Origin of the sequence: Aeromonas sp. 102P (assembly GCF_051920345.1) — a bacterium.
Taxonomy (GTDB): domain Bacteria; phylum Pseudomonadota; class Gammaproteobacteria; order Enterobacterales; family Aeromonadaceae; genus Aeromonas; species Aeromonas veronii.
The window spans coordinates 3,072,640-3,088,586 of sequence record NZ_JBQBCZ010000001.1; the positions used below are offsets into that span (position 1 = coordinate 3,072,640).

At 58.5% G+C, this 15,947-nt stretch carries 20 protein-coding genes; 15 read left to right on the forward strand and 5 right to left on the reverse strand.

Annotated elements, in window-relative coordinates:
• The first annotated feature begins 104 nt into the window (after nt 1–104).
• Nucleotides 105–1,490 carry an L-serine ammonia-lyase gene (locus ACTG1K_RS14270; protein ID WP_416245210.1) on the forward strand — a complete coding sequence of 462 codons (1,386 nt, stop codon included), beginning with the start codon at nt 105–107 and terminating at the stop codon, nt 1,488–1,490.
• A 275-nt stretch (nt 1,491–1,765) separates the two neighbouring features.
• Nucleotides 1,766–3,136 (forward strand): L-serine ammonia-lyase, encoded by a 1,371-nt coding sequence (locus tag ACTG1K_RS14275; RefSeq protein WP_005336844.1) that lies wholly within the window; start codon nt 1,766–1,768, stop codon nt 3,134–3,136.
• 853 nt (nt 3,137–3,989) lie between these two features.
• On the opposite strand, the gene ACTG1K_RS14280 is transcribed toward ACTG1K_RS14275, so the two are convergent.
• A complete protein-coding gene (locus ACTG1K_RS14280) occupies nt 3,990–4,268 on the reverse strand; it encodes a YcgL domain-containing protein (protein ID WP_005360946.1) in 279 nt (92 codons plus the stop codon).
• Between the two features lie 107 nt (nt 4,269–4,375).
• Here ACTG1K_RS14280 and minC point away from each other — a divergent pair, with 107 nt between their 5' ends.
• From minC to mtgA, 5 genes are all read left to right on the forward strand, one after another.
• Nucleotides 4,376–5,095 (forward strand): septum site-determining protein MinC, encoded by a 720-nt coding sequence (gene minC, locus ACTG1K_RS14285; RefSeq protein WP_058056865.1) that lies wholly within the window; start codon nt 4,376–4,378, stop codon nt 5,093–5,095.
• Between the two features lie 18 nt (nt 5,096–5,113).
• Nucleotides 5,114–5,926 (forward strand): septum site-determining protein MinD, encoded by an 813-nt coding sequence (minD, locus tag ACTG1K_RS14290; RefSeq protein ID WP_005336847.1) that lies wholly within the window; start codon nt 5,114–5,116, stop codon nt 5,924–5,926.
• Nucleotides 5,927–5,928: 2 nt separating this feature from the next.
• Nucleotides 5,929–6,195, forward strand: coding sequence for a cell division topological specificity factor MinE (minE, locus tag ACTG1K_RS14295; protein WP_005336848.1), 267 nt, complete (start codon nt 5,929–5,931; stop codon nt 6,193–6,195).
• 197 nt (nt 6,196–6,392) lie between these two features.
• Nucleotides 6,393–6,719 carry an HI1450 family dsDNA-mimic protein gene (locus tag ACTG1K_RS14300; RefSeq protein WP_005352317.1) on the forward strand — a complete coding sequence of 109 codons (327 nt, stop codon included), beginning with the start codon at nt 6,393–6,395 and terminating at the stop codon, nt 6,717–6,719.
• Complete coding sequence (mtgA, locus tag ACTG1K_RS14305; protein ID WP_162632605.1) at nt 6,704–7,495, forward strand: monofunctional biosynthetic peptidoglycan transglycosylase; 792 nt, start codon at nt 6,704–6,706, stop codon at nt 7,493–7,495. The genes ACTG1K_RS14300 and mtgA overlap by 16 nt, the downstream gene beginning before the upstream one ends.
• A gap of 3 nt (nt 7,496–7,498) precedes the next feature.
• Here the strand turns inward: mtgA and ACTG1K_RS14310 are convergent, their stop codons facing one another.
• Nucleotides 7,499–7,627, reverse strand: coding sequence for a hypothetical protein (locus ACTG1K_RS14310; RefSeq protein ID WP_019445852.1), 129 nt, complete (start codon nt 7,625–7,627; stop codon nt 7,499–7,501).
• 147 nt (nt 7,628–7,774) lie between these two features.
• Here ACTG1K_RS14310 and ACTG1K_RS14315 point away from each other — a divergent pair, with 147 nt between their 5' ends.
• Nucleotides 7,775–8,098 (forward strand): HI1450 family dsDNA-mimic protein, encoded by a 324-nt coding sequence (locus ACTG1K_RS14315; protein ID WP_005336851.1) that lies wholly within the window; start codon nt 7,775–7,777, stop codon nt 8,096–8,098.
• A gap of 55 nt (nt 8,099–8,153) precedes the next feature.
• Here the strand turns inward: ACTG1K_RS14315 and ACTG1K_RS14320 are convergent, their stop codons facing one another.
• Nucleotides 8,154–8,465, reverse strand: a complete 312-nt coding sequence (locus ACTG1K_RS14320; RefSeq protein WP_100653668.1) for a DUF1289 domain-containing protein — start codon at nt 8,463–8,465, stop codon at nt 8,154–8,156.
• A 1-nt stretch (nt 8,466) separates the two neighbouring features.
• The gene (locus ACTG1K_RS14325; protein WP_265784033.1) at nt 8,467–9,327 is read right to left on the reverse strand and encodes a CvfB family protein; all 861 of its coding nucleotides are present in this window, start codon (nt 9,325–9,327) and stop codon (nt 8,467–8,469) included.
• Nucleotides 9,328–9,558: 231 nt separating this feature from the next.
• Here ACTG1K_RS14325 and ACTG1K_RS14330 point away from each other — a divergent pair, with 231 nt between their 5' ends.
• From ACTG1K_RS14330 to ACTG1K_RS14345, 4 genes are all read left to right on the forward strand, one after another.
• Nucleotides 9,559–10,773, forward strand: a complete 1,215-nt coding sequence (locus ACTG1K_RS14330; RefSeq protein WP_320545018.1) for a UPF0149 family protein — start codon at nt 9,559–9,561, stop codon at nt 10,771–10,773.
• A gap of 170 nt (nt 10,774–10,943) precedes the next feature.
• The gene (locus ACTG1K_RS14335; protein ID WP_005336856.1) at nt 10,944–11,408 is read left to right on the forward strand and encodes a MarR family winged helix-turn-helix transcriptional regulator; all 465 of its coding nucleotides are present in this window, start codon (nt 10,944–10,946) and stop codon (nt 11,406–11,408) included.
• A gap of 2 nt (nt 11,409–11,410) precedes the next feature.
• Nucleotides 11,411–11,599, forward strand: coding sequence for a DUF4250 domain-containing protein (locus ACTG1K_RS14340; RefSeq protein WP_257724851.1), 189 nt, complete (start codon nt 11,411–11,413; stop codon nt 11,597–11,599).
• A 163-nt stretch (nt 11,600–11,762) separates the two neighbouring features.
• Nucleotides 11,763–11,942 (forward strand): hypothetical protein, encoded by a 180-nt coding sequence (locus tag ACTG1K_RS14345; RefSeq protein WP_440005823.1) that lies wholly within the window; start codon nt 11,763–11,765, stop codon nt 11,940–11,942.
• A gap of 184 nt (nt 11,943–12,126) precedes the next feature.
• Here ACTG1K_RS14345 and ACTG1K_RS14350 read toward each other — a convergent pair whose 3' ends face one another.
• On the reverse strand, nt 12,127–12,714 hold the full coding sequence (locus ACTG1K_RS14350; RefSeq protein ID WP_440005825.1) for an FMN-dependent NADH-azoreductase: 588 nt from the start codon (nt 12,712–12,714) through the stop codon (nt 12,127–12,129).
• 226 nt (nt 12,715–12,940) lie between these two features.
• On the opposite strand from ACTG1K_RS14350, the gene ACTG1K_RS14355 reads away from it, so the two are divergent.
• From ACTG1K_RS14355 to hxpB, 3 genes are all read left to right on the forward strand, one after another.
• Nucleotides 12,941–13,831: a DMT family transporter gene (locus ACTG1K_RS14355; protein WP_440005827.1), complete on the forward strand. Its 891-nt coding sequence runs from the start codon at nt 12,941–12,943 to the stop codon at nt 13,829–13,831.
• Between the two features lie 84 nt (nt 13,832–13,915).
• Nucleotides 13,916–15,094 carry a formate-dependent phosphoribosylglycinamide formyltransferase gene (gene purT / locus ACTG1K_RS14360; protein ID WP_440005829.1) on the forward strand — a complete coding sequence of 393 codons (1,179 nt, stop codon included), beginning with the start codon at nt 13,916–13,918 and terminating at the stop codon, nt 15,092–15,094.
• A 126-nt stretch (nt 15,095–15,220) separates the two neighbouring features.
• Entirely contained in the window at nt 15,221–15,880 is a 660-nt protein-coding gene (hxpB, locus tag ACTG1K_RS14365; protein ID WP_440005831.1) for a hexitol phosphatase HxpB, read from the forward strand.
• Nucleotides 15,881–15,947: the final 67 nt, after the last annotated feature.

Here is a 15,947-nt window from a genome sequence, read left to right on the forward strand (position 1 = left end):
AGCCCCATTATCTGTGTCCATGTCACAGCACCGCACATCCCCGCTTTCCATCCACGGCAAAAATCCTAGAATAAACAGACATAAACCATCACCGGATTGATGTCATGATCAGCGTGTTTGACCTGTTTTCCATCGGAATTGGCCCCTCCTCTTCCCATACCGTCGGCCCCATGCGTGCCTCTTATGCCTTCGTCCAGCAGCTCAAGCTGCAAGGCCATCTGCCAGAGGTCACGCGGGTCGAAGTGGAGTGTTACGGCTCGCTGGGCCAGACCGGCAAAGGGCACGGTACCGGCAAGGCAATCATTCTGGGGTTATCGGGCTTTGAACCGGAATCGGTCGATATCGATGCGATTCCCGCCATTCTGGCTCGAGTGGAAAAGGAGCAGAACCTGCAGCTGGCAGGCGAGCAACCAAGCCATTTTCCGCGCACCGGTGCCATCATCTTCAACCGTCGCAAAACCCTGCCGGCCCACACCAATGGCATGACTCTGCGCGCCTTTGATAAAGAGGAAAACCTGCGCTTCAGCCAGACCTACTACTCCATCGGGGGTGGCTTCATCATTGAAGAGAGCCACTTTGCCACCGCCAAAGAAGAGGCCGCCAAGTCCGATGCCGAACACCCTGTCCCCTACCCGTTCGACAGCGGCGCCCAGCTACTGGCCCACTGTCAGGAGAGCGGCCTCTCCATCTCGGGGCTTATCCTCGCCAATGAGCGGGTATTTCGTAGCGATGAGCAGATAAAAGCGGGGCTGCGCAAGATCTGGCAGGCGATGCAGGGCTGCGTCGAGCGAGGCTGCAAGAGCGAAGGGGTGCTGCCGGGCGGCCTCAAGGTTCGGCGCCGCGCCCCGGGGCTGTTCCGCCAGCTAAGCTGCGAGACCAACTTCAACAAGGATCCGCTGATGGTGATGGAGTGGGTCGATCTCTTTGCGCTGGCGGTCAACGAGGAGAACGCCGCCGGTGGCCGGGTGGTCACCGCCCCCACCAATGGCGCTGCGGGCATCATTCCCGCCGTGCTGCACTACTACGATCGCTTCGTCCACAAGGTGGATGACGAGACGCTGATCCGCTACTTCCTCACCGCGGCTGCCATCGGCATCTTATATAAGAAGAACGCCTCCCTCTCCGGCGCCGAAGTGGGTTGTCAGGGAGAAGTGGGAGTCGCCTGTTCCATGGCGGCTGGCGCGCTGACCGAACTGCTGGGTGGCAGCCCGGCCATGGTGGAGAACGCCGCCGAAATAGGCATGGAGCACAATCTCGGCCTCACCTGCGATCCCATCGGCGGACTGGTGCAGGTGCCCTGCATCGAGCGCAACGCCATGGGGGCGGTCAAGGCGATCAATGCCGCCCGCCTCGCCCTGCGCGGCACCGGCGAGCACAAGGTGTCGCTCGACAAGGTGATCAAGACCATGTGGGAGACCGGCAACGACATGAAGACCAAATACAAGGAGACGGCCCGTGGCGGCCTCGCCGTTAACATTACCGAATGTTAAAAAACGGCAAATGACTCCATTTGGTTCCTAAATGCCCGGCATCGCCGGGTATTTTTATGGGCAAACGCTTAACAAAATGGATAAGCACAAAAATAAATTTTATACTCGCGCCTCAGATTCAACAAAAATAGATCTATTTCAACTTTTTTTAGGTCTGGAGCCGTTACACTACGGTTATCTGGTTCTGTGACCTGCGCTGACAAGCGCGTTCCATGGATCTCCCAAATTTCTGTGAGTGGGCATGCCGCCCCCTTCTACCCTGAGGTAATAGTGACATGATCAGCGTTTTTGATATCTTCAAAATCGGTGTAGGCCCCTCTTCTTCCCACACTGTTGGCCCGATGAAAGCGGCCAAACAGTTTGTTGACGAGCTGCGCGCGGGCGGCAAGATCCGCGATGTAACCCGGATCAATGTCGATGTTTACGGCTCCCTCTCCTGGACCGGCAAAGGCCACCATACCGACACCGCCATCATCATGGGCCTGGCTGGCAACCTGCCGGAAAATGTCGATATCGATGCCATCCCCGAGTTTATCTCCCGTGTTGAGCAGACCGAGCGCCTGCCGATCGGCCTGCACTGCCACACCGTCAGCTTCCCGCGTGACGCCATGGTATTCCACGACGAAGCCCTGCCGCTGCACGAAAACGGCATGAAGCTGACTGCTCTGATCGAAGATGAAGTGGTCTACAGCAAGACCTACTACTCCATCGGTGGCGGTTTCATCGTTGACGAAGAGAACTTCGGCAAGGCTGACAGCGGCGACATGTCCGTACGCTATCCGTTCAAGAGCGCCGCTGAGCTGGTTGCCCACTGCAGCCAGACCGGTCTCTCCATCTCTGCCCTGATGATGGAAAACGAGAAGTGCTTCAACACTCCGGAAGAGATCTACAAGAAGTTCGGCAAGATCTGGAACACCATGCGTGAAGGTATCGAGCGAGGCTGCCGTACCGAAGGCGTTCTCTCCGGCCCGCTGCGCGTACCCCGTCGTGCCGCGCCGCTCTACCGCCAGCTCAACACCAACGAGAACCTCTCGAGCGATCCGATGAACATCGTTGACTGGGTCAACATGTTCGCTCTGGCAGTCAGTGAAGAGAACGCTGCCGGTGGCCGCGTGGTCACCGCCCCGACCAACGGCGCTGCCGGTATCATCCCAGCCGTACTGGCTTACTACGACAAGTTCATCCAGCCGGTTGGCCGCGACGAGTACACCCGTTTCTATCTGGCTGCCGGTGCCGTCGGTATCCTCTACAAGATGAACGCCTCCATCTCCGGCGCCGAAGTGGGCTGTCAGGGTGAAGTGGGTGTCTCCTGCTCCATGGCCGCTGCCGGTCTGACCGAGCTGATGGGCGGTAGCCCGGAGCACGTCTGCGAAGCCGCCGAAATCGGCATGGAGCACAACCTGGGTCTGACCTGTGATCCGGTTGCCGGTCAGGTACAGGTGCCTTGCATCGAGCGTAACGCCATCGCAGCCATGAAAGCGGTCAACGCCTCCCGTATGGCCCTGCGTCGTACCTCCAAGCCGCGCGTCTCCCTAGACAAGGTGATCGAGACCATGTACATCACCGGCAAGGACATGGACTCCAAGTATCGTGAAACCTCCCGTGGCGGTCTGGCCATCAAGGTGATGCAGGTTGCCTGCGAATAAATAAGGGTTGCGACCCTCATCTGCACAAAGGCGGGATATCCCGCCTTTTTTATTGCCCGAATGGAATGCTGGGCACTTATACCGGTATACCAGTCATTTCACGGCATGGCGTCGCGGATATACCCCTGCTACGCCACAGCAATGCTGATTGCCTTATCTAAATGCCTCTCTAATTACATACCTTGATTCACTCTTCTCAATGCATTGAGAGGGACATTACGCCCCTACATGAAACCTGTACCTGCTATCTTGCCCCGGTCACGATTCCACAACTAATCGATATCGAGATGCCCCCTCAGCTCAATATCCCCCCTTTGGTCATACACTTGTTTGGCAAGACGCGGTTACCGCTCACCCTGCGGATTATCACGCCGCCACATTGATTGCCTCCTATGTGGCACTTTCGTGATCAGGGCAAACAATCAAGTACACAAACAGGGGGTTAGCTCATCATTTTGGCCACAGCGCATCGCGCAAACTGGTTTTAGCATAGTTATCACCGCCCTCTTTACTCCCTATTTGATGTAAAACGCATCGAGCAGTGGAGGTCAAAAGCGCCCAAAGAAGGGGCTGAAAATAATCGATGAATGGGCCAATAGCCGTTGAAATGGAGGATATGAGCGTGCGCCACTCGCTATTTTTGTGAGCGCCAGCAAAGGTTGAGGATATGGTGTTGGGAGCAGATTGACTTTCTATTTAAACAGCGAAAAGTGAATATCACCAAAGGGAGGGTTTAATTTGGCCAGATCCTGTCACGGGATTATCGCAGGCCACCTCACCGGGGCCGGAATGCGTCATGCAGAGTCACAAAGAATTAGCCCCGCTGGGCAGAACGCACCACGGGGCTGGATATTCAGGATGGTTTTTTCAGGCTGGCCTTGTGTTGCTCCAGCAAATTCTCAGGGGGCGGCGGCACCTGCAGGTAGAACCCCTGGTTGGTCAGCGCGGCCATCACCTTGCCGACATCAGCCAGTCCCAAGGGCTTGGCCGGATCCAGCTTGGTCATCAACACCAGCTCGGGACGCCCGAATGCGCTCAGCAGTGGCTCGGGAACGCGGGAGAAATCCTCTCTTTTTTCAACAAAAAGGTAGGTCTCGGCTTTTTTGCGACTTTTATAGACTGCACACAACATGGAAATTGATATAATCCGACGAGTTTATTGCCTCTGATGGGGGCAAACTATAACATCAGGAATTGAATAACAATAACGGATTAGCATCTCTGCCTCGGGGAAGATTCATGGTTGAGCGCGATAACGAATTGAAAGGGACCACCTTCACTATTTCTGTGTTGCATATCAGCGATGGCGAGCCTGAGCGGATACGTCAGTTGTTGGCCGAAAAAGTGGCCCAGGCACCCTACTTTTTTAATTGCGCACCGCTGGTGATCAATGTTTCCCGACTGGAACATATTCCCGATTTCGAACAGCTCAAAGAGCTGGTGGAGTCCGAAGAGTTTGTGCTGGTCGGCATCACGGGGGCGCGCAGTGAAGAGATGAAGACAGCCGCCAAGGCGGTGGGACTGGCCGTGATGGCCTCGGGCAAGAGTCGCAAGAGCGAACCGGAACCCGAGCCTGCCCCCGCACCAGCCGCTCCTGTGGTGGTTCCCGAGCCCGAACCCGCCCCCTTGATCCCGAGCAAGGTACATGTGGGACCGGTTCGTTCCGGCCAGCAGATTTATGCCGCCGGCACCTCGCTGGTGGTACTGGGATCCGTCAGTCCGGGAGCTGAAGTGCTCGCCGACGACAGCATTCATATTTATGGCACCCTGCGTGGCAGAGCCATTGCCGGTGCCCGGGGAAACACCCAGGCCCGGATCTATTGCCAGCAATTACAGGCCGAACTGCTCTCCATCGCGGGCACATTCCAGCTGAGCGATGCATTGCCGGCGGGCCTGATCCAGCAACCGGTACACGTCCGGCTGGACAACGAACAACTCCGAATAGACCGTATCAAATAGAGTTACAAGGAAGCGAGAATGGCGCGAATCATAGTCGTTACATCGGGTAAAGGTGGCGTTGGCAAGACCACAACCAGTGCGGCCCTGAGCACCGGCTTAGCCCAGCGTGGTCACAAGACAGTGGTCATTGACTTTGACATCGGTCTGAGAAACCTGGATCTCATCATGGGCTGCGAGCGGCGCGTGGTGTATGACTTCGTCAACGTCATCAATGGGGAAGCAAACCTCAATCAGGCGCTGATCAAGGACAAACGCTCGGAAAATCTGTTTATCCTGCCCGCCTCCCAGACCCGGGACAAAGATGCCCTCACCCGTGAGGGGGTCGAGAAGATCCTGGATCAACTGGCGGAGATGAAGTTCGATTACATCGTCTGCGACTCCCCGGCGGGGATCGAGGCGGGCGCGCTGATGGCGCTCTATTTTGCCGATGAAGCGATCGTCACCACCAACCCGGAAGTCTCTTCCGTGCGTGACTCCGACCGCATCCTTGGCATCCTGGCCTCCAAGTCCCGTCGCGCCGAGCGTGGCGAAGACCCCATCAAGGAGCACCTGCTGCTGACCCGCTACTGCCCGACCCGCGTCAACCGCGGCGACATGCTGAGCGTGCAGGATGTGCAGGAGATCCTGGCCATCCCGCTACTCGGGGTGATCCCGGAGTCCCAGGCGGTGCTGCGCGCCTCCAACTCCGGCGAACCGGTCATTCTGGACAAGGAGTCCGATGCCGGTCAGGCCTACGAAGATGCGGTGTCCCGCCTGCTGGGCGATGCCAAGGAATTTCGTTTTCTGGAAGAAGAGAAGAAGGGCTTCTTTAGCCGACTGTTCGGGAGTTAAACATGTCATTATTGGATTATTTTCGTTCCAACAAGAAACAGAACACCGCACAACTGGCCAAAGAGCGGTTGCAGATCATTGTTGCTCACGAGCGTTCATCCAGAGGGGGGCCGGATTACCTGCCCCAGCTCAAGCAGGACATCCTCGATGTGATCCGCAAATACGTCAACATTGATCCGGAGAAGATAACCGTCCAACTGGATCAGAAGAGTGATGAGCTGTCGGTACTGGAGCTCAACATCACCTTCGCCGATGACAAGAAGGGATGAGCTGACGCCCTATGCGTGACCCCTTCCCCCAATGAAGACCGGATCCTGTCACTGGATCCGGTTTTTTATTGGCACAAAAACAGGCCACAGCGGCTCGCCTCATCTCGCCAAGGGGTCTGCCGACCGCTAGAATAGCGCCGCCCCGCAGGCTGTGATCTGCGATGGCACCTTTTTCTCTTTTCTGGAACAGACCGCTTATGTCTATGAATGACGAAATGCACAGCGTCGAGGAACTGCTCGATACCGCCCTCGAACTCTTTATGGAGCTGGCCTCTGACAACCTGCCGGAGCAGGAGATCGCCCGCTTCAATCAGGAGTTCAACGACCGCGGCCTGCTGGCCGAAACCGACCCGGCCGATGACTGGGAAGCGGACGTGGGCTTTGCGGTGAGCGATACCGACTATGCCGAGATCTGGGTTGGCCTTGGCAATGAAGAACAAGAGTATGAGCACCTGTTTGCCCGCATGCTGCTCTCCCGCCGTGTTGACGAGAAGTTCTGCCACATCGAATGGCTGCCCCAATAATTCCGGATCCCGATGATCCCAGCCACTATCAGTGGGAGTCTGACCCTGACTCTGTGGCCCCTGAGCGTCCATCTGCATCGCTTGGGCGCCGGGTGTTGAGGTGGGCAGGCAAGATCGCGCTGGCCGGGCTGCTCTGCTCGGTCGGCTCGGTCGCCTTGCTGCGTTTTATCGATCCGCCGATGTGGAGCTGGCGTATCGAGCGGGCCCTCTTTCCGCCCGCCAAGATCACCCAGGTGCGCCATCAATGGGTAGATCTGGAGTCCATCTCCAAGGAGCTGCAACTGGCGGTGATCGCCGCCGAGGATCAGCGCTTTGCAGATCACAACGGCTTTGACATGGATGCCATCAACGCCGCACTCAAGCACAACCAGCACAGCGAACGGGTGCGCGGTGCCAGCACCCTCAGCCAGCAGACCGCCAAGAACCTCTTTATGTGGAGTGATCGCAGCTTCCTGCGCAAGGGGCTGGAGGCCTGGTTTACCCTGCTGATGGAGCTGGGTTGGGACAAGGCCCGCATTCTCGAGGTCTATCTCAATATCGTGGAGTTCGGCCCCGGCATCTATGGCGCCGAAGCCGCCGCCCGCACCTACTTTGGCAAACCGGCCAGCCGCTTGACCCGCTACGAGTCATCCCTGCTGGCCGCCGCCCTGCCCAATCCGTGGCGCTATCGGGTCAAGCCCCCGTCACCCTATGTGCAGAAGCGCTCGGTCTGGATCCGCCGTCAAATGGGTCAACTGGGCCAGATCACCCTCAATCGGGTGCATCAGGCCGACTGATCCTCAGGGCTCATCGGGTTTCTCCGGTGGGCCCAGATGGCCGCCCACCGTCTCGCGGTGAAGCGGCAGATAGTGCCACCACCAGGCCTCGCGCCGTCGCTTGATCTGTTGCCGCCGTCCCCGCTGCTTCATCCCCTCACTCCCTGCCAGATGATCCGCGCCTTAACCATACTCCCCCAACGGCAACTTGGACAGGCCAGCCACGCCCGGCGCACTGGTCTGGCCGCCACAGCCAATAATTGTTACAGTAGCGAACCTCGATGTATCTGGAGTGATTTCATGGAACAGCGTACCCCGGATCAGCTGGTCGAATGGGCCTATGATCAGTTTCTTGAGCAGGCCGCCGATATGCTGGCCCCCGAACAAATTGTCGACATCACCCTGGAGTTTGAGCAGCGTGGCGCCGTGGAGGCGACTCTGCCCAATGCCGACTGGTCGACCGAGCTGGGTGAGCCGGTCGATATGGAGCGCTGGGTCGAAGTGTGGGTCGGTTTGCTGGATCATCAGGATGAGTTTGAGGTGATCTTCGCCACCTTCCTGCTGCCCCGTCTGTTGACCGAAGATCAAGTGCATGTGCGCTGGCATCGCCAGCAGCAGGCATAAAAAAGGCGCCATCGGCGCCTTTCTTGTTTCTGTGCACTCTTATTGCTGTTCTGTGCTAATCCTGCGCCGCGATGGCCTTGGCCAGACAGCGGCGGCACCAGCAAGCGCTGGCCTCCTGCATCGGCAATACCGGCAACTGGCTGCACCAGCACTGGGCGATGGTCTGACCGGCAGAGACGGCGCAATAGGCCGGTTCACCACAACCCGGGCAGCGGTGGGTACTTTTCGAGCCATCCAGCTCGGCCATCACCGCCAGCTGGGCCTTGCTATCCATCGCCGACCAGTGGCCGATCTCGGTCAGGGTGCGGCCACAACCAAGGCAAAGCCCATCCTTCGCCTTGCAGAGACCAACACAGGGGCTCGGCATCTTATTCGCTATCCATTGCCGAGTCGGTCTCTGTGGCCACCAGAGTGATGGCGTTATCTTCGATGACGATCTTGCCCTGCTTGTAGAGGCCGCCGATCGCCTTCTTGAAGGTGCCCTTGCTCATGCTGAACAGCTTGTAGATAAGCTCGGGTTCGCTCTTGTCACCCACCGCCAGACTGCCGCCCTGCTTTTTCATCCGGCTCAGAATGCGTTCACCGGCGTCATCAACCCGCGCCAGACCCGGCTTTTGCAGGGTCAGATCGAGCTTACCATCCTCGCGCACCTGCTTGACCCAGGCGGTTTGCGGCCGACCGGTCATCACCCGGCCAAACACTTCGTTCTTGAACAGCATGCCGGGATACTGACCGTTGACGATCACCTTGATGCCAAGGGGCGAGTGCTCCCCCGGCAGCGCGGTCACTTCGTCACCGACCTTGAAGTTGCTGCCGGCCGGGGTCAGGAAACGCTCGATGCGGCTGGTGCCGACCATGCGCCCTTCGTTATCCAGTTGCAGACGCACCAGATAAACGTGGCCCACCTGCATCGGCTTGTTCTGCTCGCGGCTGGGCACAAACAGATCCTTTTTCATGCCCCAGTCGAGGAAAGCACCAATCTTGTTGGCATTGACCACTTTCAGACCGGCAAATTCGTCCACCATGGCAAATGGCTTGTCGGTGGTGATCACCGGTTCGCAGTCGGCATCCAGATAGAGGAAGACCTGCACGCTATCCCCCTCTTTCACCCCTTCCGGCAGTTGACGCTTGGGCAGCAGCAGTTCACCGTACTCATCGGCCGCAAGCCAGGCGCCGCGATCTTCGAGTTCAACAACGGTGAGGGTGTTCATCTTGCCAATCTGTATCATGGTGCTCTCTTTTTTCATTACCCGGATGGGCCAACTGAACATGGCCCCTATGGGAGCGCATGTTACCTCAAGAGCGGTGATCCGGCCTAGTCCCCAAGCCACCACGAGCCGCCCTTTCGCCCCTATCTTATCCGCCAATGGTGATTAAATCGCCAAACAGGCGGCCATTTGCTGCAAATAACCCCACTTTTAGGTAGACTTCGCGGCTGTTCAAATCCAGAGGAACTGTCGATGAACCCATCCACTCGTACCCGCCATCTTAATCAATGGATCCAGAGCCACAGCGATCAGGACATGACCTACCCGGCCCTGCACGGTTTTCTCTGTGCTCGTCTGGTGGGGCCGGAAAGCCCTGACTGGCAACGCCCGCTGGTTGGTCTGCTGGAACAGGATGCCGAGTTGGATGAAAAAAGCGCAGAAGCCCTCAACCACCTGATCGCCGAGCTGGAATCCCAAGCCGACGACGCCCAGCTGGCCCTGCCGAGCCAATGCCGCCTGCCCAGCGATAACCCCGAGCAGGTGTTCGAACAGAGCCACCCCCTCGGTCAATGGTGTTATGGCTTCAGCATGGGTTTTGCCACCTGGCCCAAGCCGAAGGATTTGAACGACCCGACCACCCAGTACCGCTTCAGTCTGGCCGCAGAGCTGAGCCTGTTTCGCGACAAGCAGATGGCCCAGATGCTCTATAGCGCAGCCGCCAGCGAACTCCCCTTTGTCGAGTTCTGCAAACGACAGCGCCAGAACATGAAAACCGCCCTCAACCAGTTGCTCAACCTCGACCAGTATCAGGCCACCCCCAGTGCCGATGTGGCCCTCAATGGCGAGCAGGCCCAACAGTGGCAGACCTGGTTCGAGCTGGCCGACAGCTGCCGCGATCATCAGGCCCGCCTCGGCTGGTTCGAGAAGATCATTGCCGATGCCACTCCGCTGTTTGATGAAACCTTCTGGCAGCAAATCGCCGGCCACGGCTGGAGTGCCCCCGAGCTGCGTCCTCTGCTGGCCGCCAGAGCCGGCCGCGCCGACTGCCTGCTGCGCCTTGGCAAGCTGGGCGAGGCCAAAGCGGAGTATCTGGCGCTGCTGACAATCTGCGTGGCCGATGAGCTGGGTTGCCGCTACAACCTCTCCACCCTCTATGCACTGCAAGGGGATTGGCAGGCGTTGGCCGCCCTGCTGGTGCGCTTCGATGAAGCCTCCAGCTGGTTGCTCTATAACAAGGCGCTGATGGTCTTTGCTACCGAGGGTGCCGAGGCAGCCAAGCCCCATCTGCTGGTCGCCATCGAGGCCAACCCGCACATTCCGGCCTGCCTGCTGGGTCAGCGCAAGCTGCCCAAACAGGAGCCACAAAGCTGGCAAGCGGGCAGCCGAGACGAGGCCGCGCTCTACGCCATCCACACTCGTGAGGCCTGGCTCAAGCAGAACGCCCTCATCTGGTTGCGTAAAGGCTGAACAGCGTTGGCTTAAAATCCCGTCGGTCAGACCCGGTTTTTCCTTGAGGGCGTGCGCCACCGCACATTTCATCGCAACCGGGTCAGACAAATCAGCTTGAGTTTCGTATCATCAATGTCAAAGTATCAAAAGAAACTGCATCTGATGCAGCCGTCACAGCAGGGTGTAATATGTCAAAAATCATAGCGTTACTCGCTCACTACCCGCCCTATCAGTTGGTACATGCCGCCGAGATGCTACGGGATACCTTCGAACAGTTTTATGAACAGCGTTACCAGCTGACCGTGCCGCAATGGCGCCTGATGATGGTGCTCGGCCCCAACTACCCCATCAGCCAGAAAGAGCTGGTCGAGGCGAGCGGCATGGACAAGGTGCGCATCTCTCGCGAGATCCGCCGTCTGGTCGAAAAAGGGATCATCTTTACCGAGAGCAGCGAGCAGGATAAACGCATCAGCCTGGTCTCCCTCACCAATGCCGGGCTCGCCCTCTTCCTGCAGCTCAAAAGTGAAGCGGGCAGCTGGCAACATACCCTGACCGACTATCTGCCTAGCGAATCCCGCGAGGCGATCCGCCAGCATCTGCACAGCGTCAGCGCCGCCATCGAGCAGCTGCAATCACTGGATCGGGAGAAATAATCATGGATTTGAAAAAATTCGCCACCATGGACATCAACATGCTGCTGAGCGTCGTCAATATGCAGCTGCGAGATCGCTATGACGATCTTGATGATCTCTGCAAGGCGCAGGAGATCGATCAGACTGCACTGGAAGCGCGGCTCGCCAGCGGCGATTTTCACTACCAGCCAGCGCAGAAACAGTTCAGATAAAGAGAGCTAGCGGGATCGGGATCACAGCGCCAGTGATGGCGCTGGTTCTGCGGTAAAAACCTGATATGGTCTGAAGAGCCCCAACAGGGTGATGCACGGATACATCACCCTGTCACAAGAGGGCATTAAAATCGTTTCAGGTGAGCAAACCAAGGATGACCCCATGATATTGATGACCCGACAGAGCCTGTTGATCACGCTTTGTATCCTGTTGATGATCAGCCTCTTCACGCCCCACTTGCCGCAAAGTACCGAACAGTGGCTGACCACCCTCTTGCTTGGCCTGCTGGTCACGGTGGCATTGCTGCTGGTGCGCGGTTGTCGCCGCTTTATGATGGAGTAGTGACTCCGCCGGAACGTCTATACCGACCGCTTGCCGCGATACTCTCTGTAGCATTACGGTCTTGTTGCAATAACGGCTGTCGCAATCACACCAAACCAAAAAACAAACGCAGCCTGATGGCTGCGTTCTTGTATCTGGCGGGGCAACCCCTTGAAGAGATAACCCCTGACGGGATAGAGAGCCCTTAGATAGCCAGAGCCTCAAGCTGCGCTTTGGCCGCTTCCATCCCCTTGCTCTGGGCATCCGGACCCATACCCATCCCCTCAGCGTAGATGAAATCCACCTCTTTGATACCGATGAAACCGAGCACGGTAAGCATGTAGGGAGTGACCAGATCGGTGGCACTGCCAACGTGCATGCCGCCACGGGGGCTGATCACCAGCGCACGGGTATTTTCAACCATACCGACCGGACCGGTCTCGGTATAGCGGAAGGTGACGCCAGCACGAGCCACCAGATCGATCCAGTTTTTCAGCTGGGTCGGGATGTTGAAGTTGTACATGGGGGCCGCAATCACCACCAGATCGCTTGCTTTGAGCTCGGCGATCAGCTCGTCAGACTGGGCGATCACCGCCAGTTGACGTTCATTGAGGTTGTCACCACCGCGCAGACCGGAGGCCAACTCGCCATCCAGCACCGGCAGGTTGAGGGCTGCCAAATCACGCACGGTGACGGCATCATCCTGATGATCAGCCAGGAAGCCGTCGATCAGGGCGTTGGATTGGGAATATTGACCCAGGATGCTGGATTTGAGTACGAGGATATTGGCCATGGTGAAACTCCATTTGGTTGTCGGTTGAACAGCGTTGCTGTCGATGGAGGTCACTCTAAACATTGTGCTTATTTGCTGATAGCGAAAATAGATGCTCAACTTGTTCAAATTTTTTGATGCAAGGCCACTTCCTCGCCAGCCAACCCTGCGGCCGCGCTTCAACCCTTGGCAGAACAAACGATTGCCGTTATGATCCGCCGCACTTTTTTCCAGCGACCCGGATCCCATGATACCCTCGCGCAGGCACTCTCCTTTGGCCGGTGCAGTCTGGATGATGGTGGCAGGACTCTGCTTCGCCGCCGTCAACAGCCTGAGCCAGTATGTCAGCTTCAAGCTTGGCCTCCCATCGACCCAGGTCGCTTTCCATCAATACCTGATCGCCCTGATCTGCCTGCTGCCCTGGCTGGTTCGCCATGGCTTGCGCCAATCCCTGATGACCAATCAGTTCCGGTTGCACCTGTTGCGGGTATTGCTGGCAGTGATCGGCATCCAGCTCTGGCTCTGGGCACTGGCGCACCCCGTCCCCATCTGGCAGGGGATCGCCCTGCTGATGACCTCCCCGCTGTTTGCCACCCTGGGCTCCGCGCTGCTGCTCAAGGAGCAGGTGAGCCGCACCCGCATTCTGGCCACCCTGGCGGGCTTTGCCGGCGCCATGCTGATCCTTGCCCCCTGGACTGACGAATTCAACTGGGCCTCCCTGCTGCCGGTGGCGGCGGCGCTGTTCTGGGCAGGTTACTCCCTGATGGTGCGCTATCAGGCGGCCAACGAATCATCCCACACCATAGTGGTGTATCTGCTTATTTTCAGTACCCCGTTCAACGTCATGCTGGCCCTGCCGGAGTGGCAGTGGCCAAGAGAGAGCCAGTGGCTGCTGGTAGCCGCCTCCGGCGTGTTGACGGCACTGGCCCAGATGTCCATCGCTCGCGCCTACAGCGTGGCGGAGGCCTCCTTCGTACAGCCTTTCGATTTTGCCAAGCTGCCGATGAACGTGCTGGCGGGCTGGCTGGTATTTGGCTGGGCGCCCCCAGGCCGTCTGTGGCTTGGCGCCGCCATCATCATTGGCGCCATTACCTTGCTGACCCATCTGGAGCAGCGCGCTCACAAACCCGTTTCCTGAGGTACGCCATGCGTGCCTCTTTTTTGTCCGCTATTCGTGTAATAGCGATCATCAACAATGACCATCGACATCAGGAGAGATCGTATGTTTGGAACCGCAACCCGCCCCGGCGCCACCCGTGCCCTGCTGCTGGGCTCCGGCGAACTTGGCAAAGAGGTCGCCATCGAGTTGCAACGGTTCGGGATCGAAGTGATCGCCGCCGACCGCTATGCCAACGCCCCCGCAATGCAGGTGGCCCACGCAGCCCACGTGCTGGACATGCTCGATGGCAACGCCCTGCGTGCCCTGGTTACCGAGGTTAAACCCGACCTCATCATCCCCGAGATTGAAGCGATTGCCACCGATACCCTTGCTGCCCTTGAGCAAGAAGGGGTCAAGGTAGTGCCCAACGCCCGCGCTACCCAGCTCACCATGAACCGGGAAGGGATCCGCCGCCTCGCCGCCGAGACCTTAGGTCTGCCCACCTCACCCTACCGTTTTGCCCAAAGCAAAGAGGAGTTTGTCGCCGCAGTCGAGGCTATCGGCCTTCCCTGCGTGGTGAAACCTGTGATGAGCTCGTCCGGCAAGGGGCAGAGTGTACTGCGCGATCTCGCCAAGCTCGATGAGAGCTGGACCTACGCCCAGGAAGGCGGCCGCGCCGGTCGTGGCAAGGTGATCGTCGAGGGCTTCGTCCCCTTCGAGTACGAGATCACCCTGCTCACAGTACGCGCCGTCGATGGCATTCACTTCTGCGACCCTATCGGCCACCGGCAGGAAGATGGCGACTACCGCGAATCCTGGCAGCCACAGGTGATGAGCGAGCTGGCGCTGGCCCGATCCAAAGAGGTAGCGGCCAAGGTGGTCGAGGCCCTCGGCGGTTACGGCCTGTTCGGGGTCGAACTCTTCATCAAGGGGGATGAGGTGTGGTTCAGCGAAGTTTCCCCCCGCCCCCACGATACCGGCATGGTGACCCTGATCTCGCAAGATCTCTCCGAGTTCACCCTGCATGTGCGCGCCATTCTGGGGCTACCGGTCGGCACCATCACCCAGTACGGGCCGAGCGCCTCTGCCGTAGTACTGCGCGAAGGGCACAGCCAGAATATCCGCTATCAGGGGATTGGTGAGGCATTGGCGCTGGTGCCGGGTGCCCAGCTGCGGCTGTTTGGCAAACCGGAGATCGCCGGTCGCCGCCGTCTTGGCGTGGCGCTGGCCCGCGCAGCGGATTGCCAGGATGCGGTGGAAAACGCCAAAGCCGTGGCCGCCAAGGTCGAAGTACTGTTCTAAGGGCTTTTTTGCCACAGCAAAACAAACGTTTGCCGATGTGATCGGGCGCAAGGGGCATGGCAATGCCCCTTTTGCATTTCCTCGTCAGGCTTATAATCCCCTCTTCAAATTTGTCAGGAGTACAAGATGTTAGCTGCCGTGATCTTCGATATGGATGGTGTTCTGATCGACTCGGAACCCTTTTGGCAACGGGCCCAAATCGCCGTTTTCTCCGAACTGGGTCACCCCCACACCGTCGAGGATTGTGAATCGACCATCGGCGTGCGCATCGATCAGCTGGTTGCCCACTGGTATCGCCTGCGCCCGTGGAGCGGCCCGAGCCAGGAAGAGGTGGTGCAGCGCATTCTGGATCAGGTCAACGCCCTGATCCTCTCCGAAGGTCAGGCCAAAGCCGGTGTGCTGGAAGCGCTCGACCTTATCGAGGCCCGCGGCCTGAAAGTGGGTCTGGCGACCTCCTCCCCCTTTGCGATGGTAGAAGCGGTGCTCGGCAAACTCGGCATTCGCGATCGCTTTATGGCGGTGCACTCCGCAGAGGTGGAGCGTTTCGGCAAACCGCACCCGGATGTCTATATCCACGCTGCCGAGAAACTGGGGGTAGAGCCCGTCCATTGTCTAGCCATCGAAGACAGTTTTACCGGCCTGCTGGCGGCCAAGGCGGCCTCCATGACAGCGCTGATCGTGCCGGACCCCGCTTTGGTGGGTGACCCACGCTTGGCCATCGCCAACTACCAGCTCGGCTCGCTGGCCGAGCTGAATGCCGACATGTTGGCCAGCTGGGTCAAGTAGCGCCTATCGGCGCCTTGCTGCGCTCGCGTTCTCATATCCGCAGGGGGCTCCAGCCCCCTGTGATTGC

Bases quoted from the DNA above. Each gene is read 5' to 3' on its own strand.
- ACTG1K_RS14340 (WP_257724851.1), top strand. From the start codon at position 11,411: ATGGATTTGAAAAAATTCGCCACCATGGACATCAACATGCTGCTGAGC.
- ACTG1K_RS14330 (WP_320545018.1), top strand. From the start codon at position 9,559: ATGAACCCATCCACTCGTACCCGCCATCTTAATCAATGGATCCAGAGC.
- minE (WP_005336848.1), top strand. From the start codon at position 5,929: ATGTCATTATTGGATTATTTTCGTTCCAACAAGAAACAGAACACCGCA.
- ACTG1K_RS14275 (WP_005336844.1), top strand. From the start codon at position 1,766: ATGATCAGCGTTTTTGATATCTTCAAAATCGGTGTAGGCCCCTCTTCT.
- ACTG1K_RS14300 (WP_005352317.1), top strand. From the start codon at position 6,393: ATGTCTATGAATGACGAAATGCACAGCGTCGAGGAACTGCTCGATACC.
- purT (WP_440005829.1), top strand. From the start codon at position 13,916: ATGTTTGGAACCGCAACCCGCCCCGGCGCCACCCGTGCCCTGCTGCTG.
- ACTG1K_RS14315 (WP_005336851.1), top strand. From the start codon at position 7,775: ATGGAACAGCGTACCCCGGATCAGCTGGTCGAATGGGCCTATGATCAG.
- mtgA (WP_162632605.1), top strand. From the start codon at position 6,704: ATGGCTGCCCCAATAATTCCGGATCCCGATGATCCCAGCCACTATCAG.
- ACTG1K_RS14310 (WP_019445852.1), bottom strand. From the start codon at position 7,627: ATGAAGCAGCGGGGACGGCGGCAACAGATCAAGCGACGGCGCGAGGCC.
- ACTG1K_RS14355 (WP_440005827.1), top strand. From the start codon at position 12,941: ATGATACCCTCGCGCAGGCACTCTCCTTTGGCCGGTGCAGTCTGGATG.
- hxpB (WP_440005831.1), top strand. From the start codon at position 15,221: ATGTTAGCTGCCGTGATCTTCGATATGGATGGTGTTCTGATCGACTCG.
- ACTG1K_RS14280 (WP_005360946.1), bottom strand. From the start codon at position 4,268: ATGTTGTGTGCAGTCTATAAAAGTCGCAAAAAAGCCGAGACCTACCTT.
- ACTG1K_RS14270 (WP_416245210.1), top strand. From the start codon at position 105: ATGATCAGCGTGTTTGACCTGTTTTCCATCGGAATTGGCCCCTCCTCT.
- ACTG1K_RS14325 (WP_265784033.1), bottom strand. From the start codon at position 9,327: ATGATACAGATTGGCAAGATGAACACCCTCACCGTTGTTGAACTCGAA.
- ACTG1K_RS14350 (WP_440005825.1), bottom strand. From the start codon at position 12,714: ATGGCCAATATCCTCGTACTCAAATCCAGCATCCTGGGTCAATATTCC.
- ACTG1K_RS14335 (WP_005336856.1), top strand. From the start codon at position 10,944: ATGTCAAAAATCATAGCGTTACTCGCTCACTACCCGCCCTATCAGTTG.
- minC (WP_058056865.1), top strand. From the start codon at position 4,376: ATGGTTGAGCGCGATAACGAATTGAAAGGGACCACCTTCACTATTTCT.
- minD (WP_005336847.1), top strand. From the start codon at position 5,114: ATGGCGCGAATCATAGTCGTTACATCGGGTAAAGGTGGCGTTGGCAAG.
- ACTG1K_RS14320 (WP_100653668.1), bottom strand. From the start codon at position 8,465: ATGCCGAGCCCCTGTGTTGGTCTCTGCAAGGCGAAGGATGGGCTTTGC.
- ACTG1K_RS14345 (WP_440005823.1), top strand. From the start codon at position 11,763: ATGATATTGATGACCCGACAGAGCCTGTTGATCACGCTTTGTATCCTG.